We start from the raw sequence: 14,584 nt of genomic DNA, 5'->3' as shown, positions 1-14,584 counted from the left end.
CGCCCCAGCGTATCGCCCCGGGTTACCGCCCGAGCACGCCGCTCTCCCGGATCGCCCAAGACTGGTCCGCCCAACAGCGACGTGCGGGGCGGACGGGGTTCAGTCGGACAGCGCGACCCGACTCTCGCCATTGCCGGCGGGATGCACCTGGATCTGCACCGGAATGCGCTCATGCATCTCCTGGACGTGGGAGATGACCCCGACCCGTCGGCCCTGGGCCTGGAGGCCGTCGAGGGCGTCCATCGCCAGCGCCAGCGACTGGGGATCGAGGCTGCCGAAGCCTTCGTCGATGAACAGCGACTCGATGGCCAGCTCCCCCGAGGCCAGCGAAGCGAGCCCGAGCGCCATGGCCAGTGACACCAGAAAGGTCTCGCCGCCGGATAGCGAGTGCACCGAGCGACGCTCGTCGGCGACGTCCTGATCGATCACCAGGAGCCCCAGTGGGCTGCCCCCTCTCACCAGACGGTAGCGCCGGCTGAGGCCCGCCAGGTGGACATTGGCCTCGTCGATCAGGCGCTCCAGGTTCCAGGCCTGGGCGATGCGCCGGAAGGTCTTGCCGTCGGCGGCGCCGATCAGCTCGGCGATGCGGCCCCAGCGATGATGCTCGGCCCTGGCCCTTTCCAGGGCCTCGAGGCCATCGCGTTGGCGCTGCCGGCGTCGATCATCGTCGCGCACGGCGTGCAGGGCGCCATCGCGGCGTTGCTGGGCGGCCTCCAGCCGCGGCCGGTTGGCCTCACGTCTGGCGTCGAGGTCGGCCTGGCGTGCATCCAGCTGGCGTTGGGTGGCCTCGTCGAGCAGTGTCTGCGGGTCCTGCTCCGGCAGATGGCGGGCGCGCCAGGCGCGCCAGCCCTGACGACGCTCGTCGCGACTGGTGCGGGCGGTCTGGCAGGCCTCGCGGGCGCCGTCCAGTCGGGCGTGCAGGGCCTTGAGCGCATCATCGGCCTGGTCGAGCAGCCGCTCCAGGTCGCCATCGGTGATGTCCTGGTGCTCGCTGCGCCAGCGTTCCAGCTCGGCGTCCAGGCGGGTCTTTTCGTCCTCCAGCACCGCCAGCGCCTTGCCCTCGTGCTCGATCCTCTGGGTCAGGCTCAGCACCTGACGCTGGGCCTGGTCATGGGCCTGGCGGGCCTGCTCGTGGTCCTGACGTGCCTGGCGGACCTGGGCTTCGAGGCGCTCGAGCCAGGCATCCGCCGAGCGGTCATCGCCGAGCGCCTCGGCCAGGCGTCGTCTGTGCTCGTCGATGCTGCGGGTCAGCTCGGGACGCTGGTCGTCGAGACGCTTGAGTTCCTCGTCGAAGGTGGTGGCGCGCAAGGCAAGCGCCTGACGCTCTCGCTCGTCTTCCTCGATGGCCTCTGCCAGCGGGGCAAGCTGGCGTTCGGCGTCGTCCAGTGCCTGGAGGCGCTCGCGAGCCTGTTGCTGGCGCTGGCGGGCCTTTTCGCTGTGCTCGGTGAGCCAGGCTTGGCGGGCCTCAGCGTCGAGGGCGCGCCACTGCTCGGCGAGCGCCGGGTCGTCGAGCCTGGCCTGGGCTTCTTCGAGACCGGCCTGGGCCTCGTCGCGTCGAGGTTCAAGCGCGAGGAGGCTGGTCTCGGCCTGTTCGACGCTGGCCTTCAGCGCCTGAAAGCGCCCGAACAGGGCGTCACGCTGCTCGCGCAGCTCGCCGAGTCGGCTTTCGGACTCGGCGAGCTGATCATCCTCCAGTGCGATCTGGGCGGCGAGCTGGGTGGCCTCCGGGGTGGCGGGGGGCGAGTCGCGCCAGGGGTGCTCGTGACTGCCACACACCGGACAGGCGGTGTCCGGTTCCAGGGTGGCGCGCATGTCGGCGACGCTGTCGCTTCGGGTGGCGCGGGCGCGCTGTATAAAGCGCGTGAGCTGCTCGTGCTCCGCCGTGGCGTGGTCCAGGCGCGCCCGCGCCTGCTTGCCTTGGTCCAGCAGTTCGTCGCGCTGTGCGCTGTCGCGGCGGCGCTCGGCGTCGAGCCGGCGCTGTTGCTCATCGAGCTGGCGCAGCAGACGCCAGCGCTGCTCCAGTTCGGACAGCGCCAGCAGACGATGGCCGGCGTCCTCGAGGTGTTGCTGGGCCTCGGCCCTGGCCGTTGCAACCTGCTGATGCTGGCCAAGATGGCGTGACAGGGTGCGGGTGGCGGCGTCGCGCTGCTCCAGATGGCGGCGATGGCGCTCTGCCAGCGCTCGCTGCTGCCCGTCGAGATCCTCGCGCTGGCGCTTGCGCTTCTGGTGTTCGTCCTCCAGCTGTCGATGCTGTTGCTCGCGGCCCTTGAGTTCGCTGGCAATTTCACGGGCCTGGGCGATGGCGGGCCGGGCCTGCTCGAGCGCCTGCTCGCTGTCCTCCAGGGTCTGGCGGCGACGGCTGGTTTGCTGGTGCTGTTGTTCCAGGGCGGTGCGTGCCTGGGCCAGGGCTGACTTGGCTTCATCGAGCTGCTGGCGCTGGTCCGGCAACTGTCGAGAAAGGCTACGCTGGCGCAGCAACTGGGGGCGCCAGGGTGCGACGCGCTCGAGCATCTCGCACTCACGGCGCTGCTCGCTCAGTGCCTCCCATCGGGCCTCTGCCTCGACCAGGCTGGCGTCGGCTTGTTCGCAGCGCTGGCGCCACTGGGCGTCCTGGGCGAGCCACTGGGCCTCTTCGTCCAGCGCCTTCATCTGTCGCTGGCAGGTGTCCAGCTCGCCTCCGGCCTCGGCGAGTTCCTGCTCCATGGCCTGGCGTGCGCTGTCGTCGCTGGGCGCGTCCTCGGCGAGCAGCGCCTGCTGGCGGGCCACCGCGTCGCGGGCCTCCTTGGCCCGGGCGTAGCTTTCGACCGAGATGCGCGAGTATTCCTGGGTATTGGTGAGCTTCTCGAGCAGGTCCGAGCGGGCGTTGTCGTCGGCCTTGAGAAAGGCCGCGAACTCGCTCTGGGCCAGCAGCACGGCGCGGGTGAACTGCTCGAACGATAGCCCCAGGCGCTCGGGGATCAGCTCGGCGAATTCGCGCTTCTGGGCGGTCAACAGGCGTTCGTCGTCCAGGTCGGTCAACGATTGCTCCACCGCCTGCAGCTTGCCGTCGGCTTTGTCCCGGGCGCGCCGCACGGCCCATCGCGCGCGGTAACGGCGAGCGTCGCGGCCGATGAAGTCGACCTCGGCGTAGCCGCTGGCGGCGCCGCGCCTCAGCAGGCTGCGGGGGTCGGCGGTGGCGATCCGCGAGCCGTCCAGGTCCTCCAGATGGGAGTCGCGCCCCGGGGCGTGGCGAAGCCTGGGCGTATTGCCGAACAGCGCCAGACACAGGGCGTCGAGCAGGGTGCTCTTGCCGGCGCCGGTGGGGCCGGTGATGGCGAACAGGCCGGCATCGGCCAGTGGCGCCGCGGTAAAGTCCAGCTCGACTGGACCGGGCAGGGAGGCCAGTTGGGACAGGCGCAGGGCGAGAATCTTCATGGCTGCGTGCTCCCTTCGGCGGCGCCCTGGTCTTGTCCATCCGCGCTCTGGTCTTCGGCATCCGCGTCCTGGACGCGCTGGCACAACCAGTCGAAGTCGGCGATCACGCTGTCGTCCGGCGCCTCGCCCCAGCGCTCTTTCCAGGTGCGCGAAAACAGCTCACGGGGTCCGATGTCCTCGAGGCGCTCGCCACGTCCGGGTGCCTGTGACTCAGTGACCGGCAGCTCGCGCTTCAGTCGCAGCAGGCGTACCGCCCGGTCGCCCAGCGCCTGCTCGATGCGCGAGCGCAACTCCGGCATCGGGGCGTCCAGGCGCACGTTGATCTCGAGCCAGTCCCAGCGCTCGACCGGGCCGGCCCCGTCGCGGGCCGGCAGCGCCTCGATCGCGCCCAGGATCTCTTCCAGCGGGGCAGGGCCGAGGCGACGCATGGCCACCGCCCGCGGCACGCTGATGGGCTCGACATGGGCAAGGGCGCCATCGGCGAATTCCGCCATCAGCACCTGATGGGGGTAGTCGACCTCGCTGAAGTCCAGCGGCAGCGGGCTGCCGCTGTAGCGTATGCGTTCGTCGCCGACCCGCTGGGCGCGGTGCAGGTGCCCCAGGGCGACGTAGTCGATGTCCTCGGGAAACAGCGAGGCCGACAGCGATTCCTCGCCGCCGATGACGATAGGGCGTTCGCTGGCCTCGGAGACGGTGGCGCCACGCAGGTGGGCGTGGCTCATGGCGATCAGCGCCTGGCCAGGCTCGCGCTTTTCCCGGGCCGCCGCGATCAGTTCGCGATGGACCCGCTCGACGCTGGCCACATAGTCGTCGCCGGCGTTCGTCTCTTCTTCTGCTGCGTCCGCCGCTTGTCTGCTCTGCCGGCCACGACCGGTGATCTCCGCCGGACGCAGGAAGGGCAGCGCCAGGCACCAGGCGCGGACCTCACCCTGGGCATCGCGCAAGGGCACCAGCAGGCGATCGCTGTCCAGCGCGCCGTCATCGACGAAGCGCACCCGGCCAAGGGCATGGGTGCGCAGGTGCTGCATCAGCGGGGCGGGCAGCTCGATGCGGCTGCCGCTGTCGTGATTGCCGGCGATCAGCGCAATGGTCAGGTCAGGGCAGCGCTGGTGGACCCTGACGATAAAGTCATAGAGCAGCTCCTGGGCGCGCAGCGACGGATTGACCACATCGAAGACGTCGCCGGCGACCAGCAGCGCGTCCACCTGGCGTTCGGCGAGGATGTCGACCAGCCAGTCGAGGAAGGCGCGATGTTCCTCGTGACGTTCCTGGCCGTGAAAGCTCTGGCCCAGATGCCAGTCTGCGGTGTGGATGATCCTCATCCGTCCTCCCTGATGGAGCGCCAGGCCCTGCGGCCGGCAGCTTGTTGATCCCCGTGACTGGCGCGTAGTCTACCGCGAGCGGGTGGTGTCTTCAGCCACCGCAGGTCATCAACAGGGAGGTGACATGACCCAGCACCCCAGGACACGAGAGACTGCGCTGCACGACTGGGACCTGGCACCGAAGGAGGCCATCGCCTTGCAGCGTACCCTGGCAGGACGCCTGATACGCGAGGACGCCCTCGGTGAAGTGGAACACATTGCCGGAGTGGATATCGGCTTCGAAGATGGAGGCGACACCACCCGCGCCGCGGTGGTGGTGCTGTCCTGGCCGGGGCTTGCGCCGATCGAGCAGGTGGTGGCGCGTCAGCCGACGCGCATGCCCTACGTGCCGGGGCTCCTGTCCTTTCGTGAGATACCGGCGGCCCTGGCGGCCTTCGAACGACTCGACAGCCGCGTGGATCTGGTCATGGTGGATGGCCACGGCATCGCCCATCCCCGGCGCCTCGGGGTGGCGGCGCACCTTGGACTGTGGCTGGATCTGCCCACCCTGGGCGTGGCCAAGAAACGCCTGACCGGGCGCCATGGCGAGGTCCCCGAGGGGCGTGCGGAAAGTACCGACCTGATGGACGGCGACGAGCGCATCGGGGTCGTGCTACGCTCGCGCGCCGGCGTCAAGCCGGTGTTCGTGTCGCCGGGCCACCGGCTGTCGGTGGATTCGGCCAGGGCCTGGGCGGTGGCCTGCCTCGGCCGCTACAAGTTGCCCGAACCCACAAGGCTGGCCGACAGGCTGGCGTCACGGCGCTGAGCCGGCCTTCACTCAAGCATCCGAGAACTCGCCATGTCCGACACAGAGGTATCACCCGGCGTTGCGGCCACCGCAGCCTGGGTCGAGGAATTCGTGGTTGGCCTCAACGTCTGCCCCTTCGCCGGGCGTGAGGTCACACGCGGATCGATTCGCTATATCGAGGTCGACGGGCGCAGGCTCGAGGACGCCCTGGTGGCGCTGATGGAGGCCTGCCACCACCTCGAGACGACACCCGAGGTGGAGACCAGTCTGCTGGTGTTCACCCGAGGGCTTGCCGACTTCGACGACTATCTCGACGCCCTGGCCATGGCCGAGGCATTGCTCGCCGACCGTGGCTACGAGGGCGTCTTCCAGCTGGCGAGCTTCCACCCTGACTATGTCTTCGACGGCGTGGAGGATGATGATCCGGCCAACTTCACCAATCGTTCTCCCTGGCCGGTCTGGCATCTGCTGCGTGAAGAGGGTCTGGAAAGGGCGCTGGCCCACTATCCCGACCCCGAGGCTATCCCCGAGCGTAATATCGAAAGGTTGAGGGAGATCGGCAGCGACAGTCTGGCCGAGCAACTGGCCGAGTTGAAAGCACGCTTTCGCTGAGTCGAAGGCGAACTCCCGTGTCTCGTCGAGCCCGGCCCGGCTAGACGATATCCAGCGGCACCTTGCGCTGGGGCGCCGGATACAGGGCGTCGAGTCGCGCAAGTGTTGCCGCGTCCAGGGTTACCTCCAGCGCCCTGGCGTTGTCGTCGACGTGCTCGGGGGAGGCGGCCTTGGGAATCGCGATGACCTCGTGCAGGCCCTCGACCGGTCGGATGGCCCAGGCCAGCAGTAGCTGCGCCGGGGTGAGGCCGAGGTCCGCTGCGAGTTCGCCAAGTTGCGGGTCGGCCAGGGGATCTGCGCCGACGGCGCCGGCCTGGGCCAGTGGGCAGTAGGCCATCAGCGGCATCCGCTGCCGGCGTTGCCATGGCCTCAGGGCGACCTCGATGCCTCGGGACGCCAGATGGTAGAGGACCTGGTTGACCGCGCAGTCGCCGCCACCGGGCAGGCGAGCCAGCGTCTGCATATCGTCCACGTCGAAGTTCGACACACCGAAGCGACGAATCTTGCCGGCAGCGACCAGGCGATCGAAGGCCTCCAGCGTTTCGTCCAGCGGGATGCTTCCCGGCCAGTGCAGCAGGTACAGATCCAGGTAATCGGTGCCCAGGCGCTCAAGGCTCGCTTCGCAGGCGGCGATGGCGCTGTCGCGACCGGCGTTCCAGGGGTAGACCTTGGAGACCACAAACGCCTGGTCGCGGCGACCCTGGATGGCCTCGCCGACCAGGCGTTCGGCGGCACCGTCGCCGTACATTTCGGCGCTGTCGATCAGCCGCAGACCTCGCTCCAGCCCACGTTGCAGGGCGGCGATTTCCTGGCGCCGGGGCGCACGCCCTTCACCCATGTACCAGGTGCCTTGGCCCAGGGCAGGCAGGGCCTCGGCGGTGCTTCCGGTTTCCAGCAGAACCTTGGCAGTCGTCATGTCGCACACCTTTGCGGAATAGTTTTCCAGAGATGTGATCGACTATCGCAGCCATGACCGTCGACGCGCAAGACGAGGCTGGACAGACCTCGGTACAAGATGCATGGTGAAGTCATCAGTTGTCCCGCCAGGGATGATTGGCCCCGCAGGTACCGCCCATCGATGGGAGGTGGCGGGGCGAGCGCCTCAGGAAGAGGCGCCACCGTAGTGTGTTTACCAGCCCGTGTATCTCAACTGGAAGGAGTCGTCATGAGTATCACCAACACCGCATCCGCGCAGTGGAAGGGCAGTCTCAAGCAGGGCAAGGGCGTTGTGTCCACCAACAGCGACGCGCTCAGCGATGTTCCCTATGACTTCAAGCAGCGCTTCGAAGGCCAGGCCGGGACCAATCCGGAAGAGCTGATCGGTGCGGCCCACGCCAGCTGCTATTCCATGGCACTGTCGATGATTCTGGGCGAGTCCGACCTTGAAGCCGACAGCATCGACACCAGCGCCGAGGTGACCCTCGATGAGGTCGACGGTGGCTTCGCCGTGACCAAGGTGCATCTGACCACTCGCGCCAGCATCCCCGGCGCCGACGAGTCGGTGTTCCAGGAGGCCGCCGAAAAGGCCAAGGCCGGCTGCCCGATCTCCAAGCTGTTGAACGCCGAGATCAGCCTGGACGCCAAGCTGGCCTGATCCGGCCGGGTCGCGTCAGCGACGTCGTTGCCACGATGTTGTTGCCACATGGAAAAGCCCGCCGATTGGCGGGCTTTTTCGCGCAGCTGCATTGACCCTCGAAGGCTCGTGCTCAGGAGGCGCTTTGCGTGGGACGTTCGGCGCGGGGTTCCGGTGGCACCTGGCGCTCGGCGTGGGGCTTTCTCGCCGCGTCGACCAGAGCGCGGATGAGTCGTTGCTGGGGGCGATTGAAGATCAGGAATTCCGGGTGCCACTGAACCCCCAGCAGGAAGTCGTGCTCACGGGACTCGATCCCCTGAACCAGGCCGTCCCGGTCACGTGCCACGATATCGACACCGCGACCGGTGTGTTCCACCGCCTGGTGATGAAGGCTGTTGATGCGACACCAGCTGACCCGCAGCAGCTGATGTAGTCGGCTACCCTCGACGATGTCCACGGTCTTGCGTGGCAGCACGGTGCGCCGGCGCTTGAGCCCTTCGTGGGTGGTGTAGATGTCGCTGTCCAGGGTGCCACCCAGGTGGACGTTGATCAGTTGCGAGCCGCGGCAGATACCGAGTACCGGTGTATTGCGCGGGATCTCGCGGGCCAGCAGCTCGAGTTCCAGTTCGTCACGTTCTGGATCGACGCGCACGTCGAGCTGCATCTCGCCGCCGTACAGATGCGCCTGGATGTCATCACCTCCGCCGACGATCAGGCCATCGAGCCGGTCCGGTCGTGGCCGCGACGGCGATAGCCTGAGCGGTTTGCCTCCATGGCGCCACACCGCGAACCAGTCGAAGCACCAGGCCAGCAGGCTCTTGTGGTCGGAGGTGGAAATACCGATCACCGGGCGTTCAGCCATCCTTGGAGTCTCCCTTGAGCTTGTGCTTTATCTTTTGCCACAGCGAGCTGTCGAGGTGACGGGCTCGATACTCCGCCATACGCTCATGCAAGGTCTCGGGCGCGCAGGCCAGGCGTTCTACCTCGAGCCAGCGGTTCCATTCGGTCACCGCGCCCCAGTCGGCTTCGGAAAGCTGAGCGTTGGGCAGACGGTAGTGAAAGGTGGGTCGCGGCTGGACAAGTTCCTTGCGAAACAGCTCGTGGGGATGGTCGGGCCTCAGGTGGGCGAACAACGGCAGCATGTCCAGATCGCGGTTGCGAGTGTCGTTGTCGGCCAGATAGTCATCGATCAACTGGTCGATATCGGGAGCATAGTCCTCGTCGAACAGCTTGAGGCAGTAGCGTTTGTGGAAGGGATTGGCGTGGGGCAGCACCTCCCGGGTGATATCGACCCGGATCTGTTCGCGCAGCCAGTCGGCGGTCAGCAGGTAGGCGCGCAGATAGCGCAGGATGTCCTCGGCCTCGAGACTCGGGAGCTCCGGATTCAGATGCAGACCGAAACCGTACATCAGGCTGGCCTCGGTGCCCTTGGCGCCGTGCTCGCGCAGTCCGTCGAACAGCGCGTCGAGCTTGTCGAGCTCATCCCAGGGGACCGGGGGGCAGACGATCTCCGTCGGCACCAGTCCGGTGACCATGTCACCAAGCAGCTCGCGAGAGCGACGGTCGAGGTCGCGGCGCATGCGATCCCAGTCGTCGCCGGGTGTCTTGGCCGCGTCCTCGGGTGATTCGGGGTGGACGTACTGAGAGTCCAGTTCGATCTTGAAGTCGCCCCACTGGGTGTCGCTGACCTTCATCCGGTGGGCGCTCTGGACCTCGATACGACCGTCGAACAGGGACTGGACCATCTCTGCGGTGGCCATGGGGTCCAGGCCGGCGAACTCGATTTCCACTCCCACCTTGCGGATGTCTCCGTCGGCGGTGGTGGGCTCGGGTGGCGCTTGAGCTTTCATGGCGGCATCCTGATAAGGCATTAGTGGGACGTTACTTCGCAGACTACCATAGGCGGTCACTTTTCATCGGCGGCGGCGCCGAGTCCTCACCGGCAGGGAGCACGAATGTTGCTGCATAGAAGTAAAATAGTTCACATATTTCAATGGTTTGTGCTTCTCTTTCTAATTGGGTCATGTATTTTGCCCGTTCAGGCGTCGGCCCAGGGCCTGGCGCTGGAGGCCCTGGCCGGGGGCGGTGAACAGGCCCCCCAGGAAGCTTCCTCCGAAGAGCTGCAGCGATCCCTGGATACCCTGATCCAGACGCTGGAAAGCGACCAGAGCCGTCAGGAGTTGCTCGATAGCCTCAGGTCACTGCGCGACGCGGGCCAGGCCGCAGCGGAAACCGGCACCGGTTCCCAGGGACTGCTGGGGGCGCTTGCCGACACCTTCACCGAGCTTGGCGAGCAGGCCGAAGGGGCCGGGTCGCCCATGGCCCAGTGGCGCGCCAAGCTGGCGGAGGGCTGGCGCGATATCAATGGCCTGATCGCCGACACCAGCCATAGCGAGCTGGCCCAGTTCGCCGTGGAGTTCAGCATCCTGCTGACGATCTGGGGTGGCATGGTGATCATCCTGGTGGCGCTGGGGCGTCTGATCGGGTCCCGCCGGGGCTGGCCGATGGACCTGCCGAGAGAGCCCAAGGCGTGGCTGCTGGCGGCTCACTTTCTGCGCCGCATGCTGCCCTGGGCGCTGGCCTTTCTGGCGGTGCTGGGGGTGTCACAGCTGGTGCCCGGCAGCGCCGGGCGCACTGTCGTATCGGTGATCGCCTACGCCGCACTGTGCGGGCGCATCCTGTCGGTGGTGGTCGAGATCGTCATCTCGGTGTTCACCCGCGGGCATCGCTATACCGCGGTCAAGCTGCTGCAGCAGCGGGCTCTGCGTCCGCTGTTCGTCATCGGCGCACTGATCGCCCTCGGCGACGCCTTCAAGACCGAACGTCTGGTGGACCTGCTGGGGGTCGACCTGTCCTCGCTAGCCTCGGTGCTGGCCAATATCCTGGCCGCGGTGCTGACCTTCCGCTTCATCGTTCGCTTCAAGCGGCCGATCAAGCATCTGATTCGCAACCGCACCTATGCCATCCGCAGCGATTGCTCGAGTCCTACCGAGGTCACCCGGGTGATCGGTCGGCTGTGGCATATTCCCGCTCTGCTGCTGGTGGGGGCCTCGCTGGTGGCGATCTTCGTCACCGGAGGCGATGTCGGTACCGCACTGGCCCGTTCGATCATCAATGCCGCCCTGCTGGTGCTGACGCTGGTGGTCACCGCGCTGCTGCGCCGCCAGAACGAACGTCATGACCACAGCCGGGGTCGCCACCGCCACCACAGCGAGTATCGCCGCAGGCTCGAACGTTTCGCCTATACCCTGGGGCATGTGCTTGCCTGGCTGGTGTTCGCCGAGCTGTCGCTGCAGGTGTGGGGCGGCTCGCTGGTGGGCATCGGCCGCGAAGGGGTGGCCAGCGTGCGCATCGGCCAGGCGATCCTGGCGATCGCCTTTACCGTATTGCTGGCCTGGCTGGTGTGGATCTTCGCCGATACCGCCATCCAGCGGGCGCTGACCTCTTCGGCGCGCTCGCGGGGGCGCCGGGTCAACCAGGCACGGGCCCAGACCATCACCCCGATGATTCGCAACGTGATCTTCGCAGCCATCGTGATCATCGCCTCCATCGTCGGCCTGGCCAATCTGGGGGTCAACGTGACGCCGCTGCTGGCCGGTGCCGGGGTGATCGGTCTGGCCATCGGCTTCGGCGCCCAGACCCTGGTGCAGGACCTGATCACCGGCATCTTCATCCTGATCGAGGACTCCCTGGCGGTGGACGACTTCGTCGAGATCAACGGCCACATGGGCACGGTGGAAGGGTTGACGCTCAGGACCGTACGCCTGCGTGACCTGGACGGCATCGTGCATATCCTGACCTTCTCGCGTATCGACTCCATCCATAACATGTCGCGGCAGTTCGGCGTGGCGCTGATGAAGATCCGCATTCCCTTCGACATGAAGATCGACGACGCCACCACCCTGATGCAGGAGACCGCCCGGGATCTGCGCCAGGATCCGATCATGCGCCACCACATCTGGTCACCGCTGGAAATGCAGGGTATCGATCGTTTCGAGGATGGCTGCGCAATCCTGCGGATGCGCTTTCGCACCTCGCCGGAAATGCAGTGGGACGTGGCCCGTGCCTTCAACATGCTGCTCAAGCAGCGCATGGAGGAGATGGGCGTCGAACTGGGCGCGCCGCGCCTCAGCGTCAGCATGGAAGGCCGTGGCGGCGGGCGTCTCGATGGTACCACCAGCGAGGGCGAGGCCGACCACCAGGGGCGCGATGCCAGCGGGCGCGCCCGGGGCCAGGCCGGGGTGGCAGACCCCCATCATCAAACCAGTGCTACCGGCGCCTCGCCCGACCCGGGAACCTGATGGCGTTGTGCTGTACCCCGCATACATTGCACTGAGGTGAGAAAAGTCGGGAAAGGCTGTCAGGAACTCGCGAGTGGCGACACCAAGTCAGCAAGTCGGGCGGCGGCAAGGTCTGGTACCAAGGCTCAGCGCCAAGGTTGAACCTCCGGAACGCGCCGTCGCCTGCACCAACTGTTTCGGGTGTCGTCGACTCTTGAAGGGAGTGACGTCACCGACCATATCGTCAACGAGCGGTATCACCCACGAGGGAGTCGTCACCATGACCGTTGCCAAGGATCTCGCGCTTTACCATTTCGCCCACTGCCCGTTCTGCGCCTTTGTGCGCCGTGAACTCGACAAGCTCGGCGTCGAGGTGGATATCCGCGACGCGGGCGCCAACCCGGCGCACCGCAAGGCACTGAAGGAAGGCGGCGGCAAGATTCAGGTGCCGTGTCTGCTGATCACCAATGAAGACGGCAGCGAGACCTGGATGTACGAATCCATGGACATCGTCGCCTACCTGAAGAAGCGCTTCAGCAAGGGAAAGGTAGCCTGAAGCAAAGTGTCTGACGTCGTGGGACTCATGAACCCAAAGCGGCCTGAAGCAAGCGCGGCCACCACTTGGGACAAACGAGCCTTCGCATCGCGTGGCGTCACCGCCAGTCTCGCCACGCGAAAGACACTACAGCACGTCTGATGGAACCGACCTCAGGCAAGTCCAGCAAGCCTTGTGGGCCACCAGTGGTGGCCTTTTTTGCGTCCGGCTGGCTGCGGCACCTGCAGTCAACTGGCTCAGTTTTCCTTTGTCACATCGTCGGGGGGCGAGTCATCGGCGGGTGACACCAGGTGGATGATATTGCAGGGGCTGGTGATCCAGAACGAGTTGAATGCTTCCGGCAGGCGCTCGATCTCGTCGCAGCGCTGACAGCCACGCTGTTCGAGGTAGCTCGAGGCGGCCTGGATGTCGCTGGCCAGGATCTGGAGCCAGATTTCTGCCTGGCTCAAGTGCGGTTCGCGATCCAGCCACAGCACCTTGTCGCCGAAGGCAAAGCGCGGCGTCTCCCGGTCACCGGGTGGCGTCAATTCCTCGAGCTTCAGGATCTCGCGGTAGAAGGCAACGGTCGCCTCGTACTCGTGGGCCGGAATCTTCATGGCGATATTGTCGCCGGGAGAGAAGTCTGTGGTCATGGACCGTTACCTTGTTGTTTGAATTGAGGCGGGTACTTGGACGCAGGAGCTTGCGCCTTGATGGCCGCCACCCCGAGGACGTGCACAAGGTGATGCAGCGCGAGTGCCCCTCGTCCTGCCTCGCGGCCAAAGCGAACGTCACGTCTCGAGCGATTGTGGTGAGCCGGGCGGGGTCGCGCTGAACAGTATTGAGCATAGGCCGAATTGGCTCGGGCCGGTGCTGCCCGCTGGCGGTGACGCGTTCCGCTGTGTGGTGGCGAGTCGGCGAAAGTGCACCCTTGCCGAGTTTGGGTCATATTGATGTTGGTAAAACTTCGATCTGATGTATGCTGAAGCGTACAGGTGGGAATGTTGCTGGCGCCGTGCCAGCGAGTGAGCGCCGGGAGACCGCGATGGAGCTTCTCGAAAAGGACCGTGCAGCGGGTGGCGGAGTGATGGCGCAGATCGACCTGCCCCGCGAGGTGTACACCGATTCAGCCGCTTTTATCAGAACCGTCAGGCAAGGGCTGCCGGGAAGCGTGCTCAAACAGGCGATCGATGCACTGTCGGCCGACCGCGATCTCTTTGTACGACTGCTGGAGACGGACTCCGGCAATCTGCATCGCTTCTACAAGCGCAAGGCGCTGGGGCGTGCGCAAAGCGAAGAAGTGCTCGACACGCTGAAGTTGTTTGTCGAGGTAGGTGAGGTGTTCGCTGACGAAGCGGTCGGTCATCAATGGCTGCACGCCGAGGTACCCGCACTCGCCGGCTCGCGCCCGATCGAACTCCTGGATACCTTTGCTGGCCGTGAACTGGTACGACAGGTGCTGCGCAAGATCAGTCACGGCGACTTCAGTTGATGAGGCTGTACCGTATCGCCCCTGAGCGTTTTCTGACCAACCTGTCCGGGCGCGGTGCCAGCTATCACGATGGGGCGCGCTGGAATGACCCCGGCCATCCGGTGCTGTATTTCGGTACCAGTGCCTCCGTCGCCATGCTGGAAATGGGTAACTATATTCCAGACCCGCGATTGGTCCCGAAGGATTTTCGCCTGGGCATCTATGATGTCCAGAGCAGCGCCGTCGAGAAGGTCGGAGTCGATGAATTGCCTGATGGCTGGGACCTGTTTCCCCCTCCTGAACACACGCGGCGACTCGGTACCGCGTTCCTGTCGGCGGCCCGCAACTTGATACTGCTGGTGCCAAGTACCGCTGCTGCAGGTATTGATCAGGTGGCGGTGGTGAATCCGCTGCACCCGGACATGGACAAAGTCTCGCTCATCGACATCCGGGCACGGATCTACAATCCGAGATTGTTTCAGGGCATCCAGTAGCGCTCCGGTTGCCGAGTCAGTTCGTTTGGCGCTCAGGCAGATCTGCCAGGCAAATCGAGCCGATTCGGCAGCGCCAGAGCGGACAACTCCGAGGAA

The 14,584-nt window shown here is 66.1% G+C and carries 13 protein-coding genes; 7 read left to right on the top strand and 6 right to left on the bottom strand.

Translation table 11 applies throughout. The features are described from left to right. Positions 1–99 precede the first annotated feature (99 nt). Positions 100–3,414 carry an AAA family ATPase gene (locus tag KUV74_RS01085; protein ID WP_222515430.1) on the bottom strand — a complete coding sequence of 1,105 codons (3,315 nt, stop codon included), beginning with the start codon at positions 3,412–3,414 and terminating at the stop codon, positions 100–102. Beyond that, complete coding sequence (locus KUV74_RS01080) at positions 3,411–4,736, bottom strand: exonuclease SbcCD subunit D C-terminal domain-containing protein (protein ID WP_222515429.1); 1,326 nt, start codon at positions 4,734–4,736, stop codon at positions 3,411–3,413. Before KUV74_RS01080 ends, KUV74_RS01085 begins: the two co-directional genes overlap by 4 nt. Before the next feature lie 124 nt (positions 4,737–4,860). On the opposite strand from KUV74_RS01080, the gene nfi reads away from it, so the two are divergent. Further along, positions 4,861–5,541 carry a deoxyribonuclease V gene (nfi, locus tag KUV74_RS01075; RefSeq protein ID WP_045991905.1) on the top strand — a complete coding sequence of 227 codons (681 nt, stop codon included), beginning with the start codon at positions 4,861–4,863 and terminating at the stop codon, positions 5,539–5,541. A 33-nt stretch (positions 5,542–5,574) separates the two neighbouring features. Further along, positions 5,575–6,135, top strand: coding sequence for a DUF1415 domain-containing protein (locus KUV74_RS01070; RefSeq protein ID WP_222515428.1), 561 nt, complete (start codon positions 5,575–5,577; stop codon positions 6,133–6,135). A gap of 40 nt (positions 6,136–6,175) precedes the next feature. Here KUV74_RS01070 and KUV74_RS01065 read toward each other — a convergent pair whose 3' ends face one another. Next, positions 6,176–7,051: an aldo/keto reductase gene (locus tag KUV74_RS01065; RefSeq protein WP_222515427.1), complete on the bottom strand. Its 876-nt coding sequence runs from the start codon at positions 7,049–7,051 to the stop codon at positions 6,176–6,178. 249 nt (positions 7,052–7,300) lie between these two features. Between KUV74_RS01065 and KUV74_RS01060 the strand changes: the two genes are divergently transcribed. Further along, positions 7,301–7,729 (top strand): OsmC family protein, encoded by a 429-nt coding sequence (locus KUV74_RS01060; RefSeq protein WP_045991908.1) that lies wholly within the window; start codon positions 7,301–7,303, stop codon positions 7,727–7,729. Between the two features lie 112 nt (positions 7,730–7,841). Here the strand turns inward: KUV74_RS01060 and KUV74_RS01055 are convergent, their stop codons facing one another. Both KUV74_RS01055 and KUV74_RS01050 read right to left on the bottom strand, forming a co-directional pair. Next, positions 7,842–8,570 carry a gamma-glutamyl-gamma-aminobutyrate hydrolase family protein gene (locus KUV74_RS01055; RefSeq protein ID WP_045991909.1) on the bottom strand — a complete coding sequence of 243 codons (729 nt, stop codon included), beginning with the start codon at positions 8,568–8,570 and terminating at the stop codon, positions 7,842–7,844. Next, positions 8,563–9,558: an amidoligase family protein gene (locus KUV74_RS01050; RefSeq protein WP_222515426.1), complete on the bottom strand. Its 996-nt coding sequence runs from the start codon at positions 9,556–9,558 to the stop codon at positions 8,563–8,565. The genes KUV74_RS01055 and KUV74_RS01050 overlap by 8 nt, the downstream gene beginning before the upstream one ends. Positions 9,559–9,663: 105 nt before the next feature. Between KUV74_RS01050 and KUV74_RS01045 the strand changes: the two genes are divergently transcribed. Both KUV74_RS01045 and KUV74_RS01040 read left to right on the top strand, forming a co-directional pair. Next, the gene (locus KUV74_RS01045; protein WP_222515425.1) at positions 9,664–12,009 is read left to right on the top strand and encodes a mechanosensitive ion channel family protein; all 2,346 of its coding nucleotides are present in this window, start codon (positions 9,664–9,666) and stop codon (positions 12,007–12,009) included. 259 nt (positions 12,010–12,268) lie between these two features. Continuing rightward, positions 12,269–12,544, top strand: a complete 276-nt coding sequence (locus tag KUV74_RS01040; RefSeq protein ID WP_052704282.1) for a glutaredoxin family protein — start codon at positions 12,269–12,271, stop codon at positions 12,542–12,544. A gap of 236 nt (positions 12,545–12,780) precedes the next feature. Here the strand turns inward: KUV74_RS01040 and KUV74_RS01035 are convergent, their stop codons facing one another. Then, positions 12,781–13,176, bottom strand: a complete 396-nt coding sequence (locus KUV74_RS01035) for a VOC family protein (RefSeq protein ID WP_222515424.1) — start codon at positions 13,174–13,176, stop codon at positions 12,781–12,783. A 392-nt stretch (positions 13,177–13,568) separates the two neighbouring features. Between KUV74_RS01035 and KUV74_RS01030 the strand changes: the two genes are divergently transcribed. Then, positions 13,569–14,015 carry an antitoxin Xre/MbcA/ParS toxin-binding domain-containing protein gene (locus tag KUV74_RS01030; RefSeq protein WP_045991913.1) on the top strand — a complete coding sequence of 149 codons (447 nt, stop codon included), beginning with the start codon at positions 13,569–13,571 and terminating at the stop codon, positions 14,013–14,015. Beyond that, positions 14,015–14,488, top strand: a complete 474-nt coding sequence (locus KUV74_RS01025; RefSeq protein ID WP_222515423.1) for an RES family NAD+ phosphorylase — start codon at positions 14,015–14,017, stop codon at positions 14,486–14,488. Before KUV74_RS01030 ends, KUV74_RS01025 begins: the two co-directional genes overlap by 1 nt. Positions 14,489–14,584: the final 96 nt, after the last annotated feature.

The sequence above is a fragment of the Halomonas sp. DP1Y21-3 genome (assembly GCF_019801245.1).
Lineage (GTDB): Bacteria > Pseudomonadota > Gammaproteobacteria > Pseudomonadales > Halomonadaceae > Halomonas > Halomonas litopenaei.
This window is presented reverse-complemented; position numbering and strand designations above follow the sequence as displayed.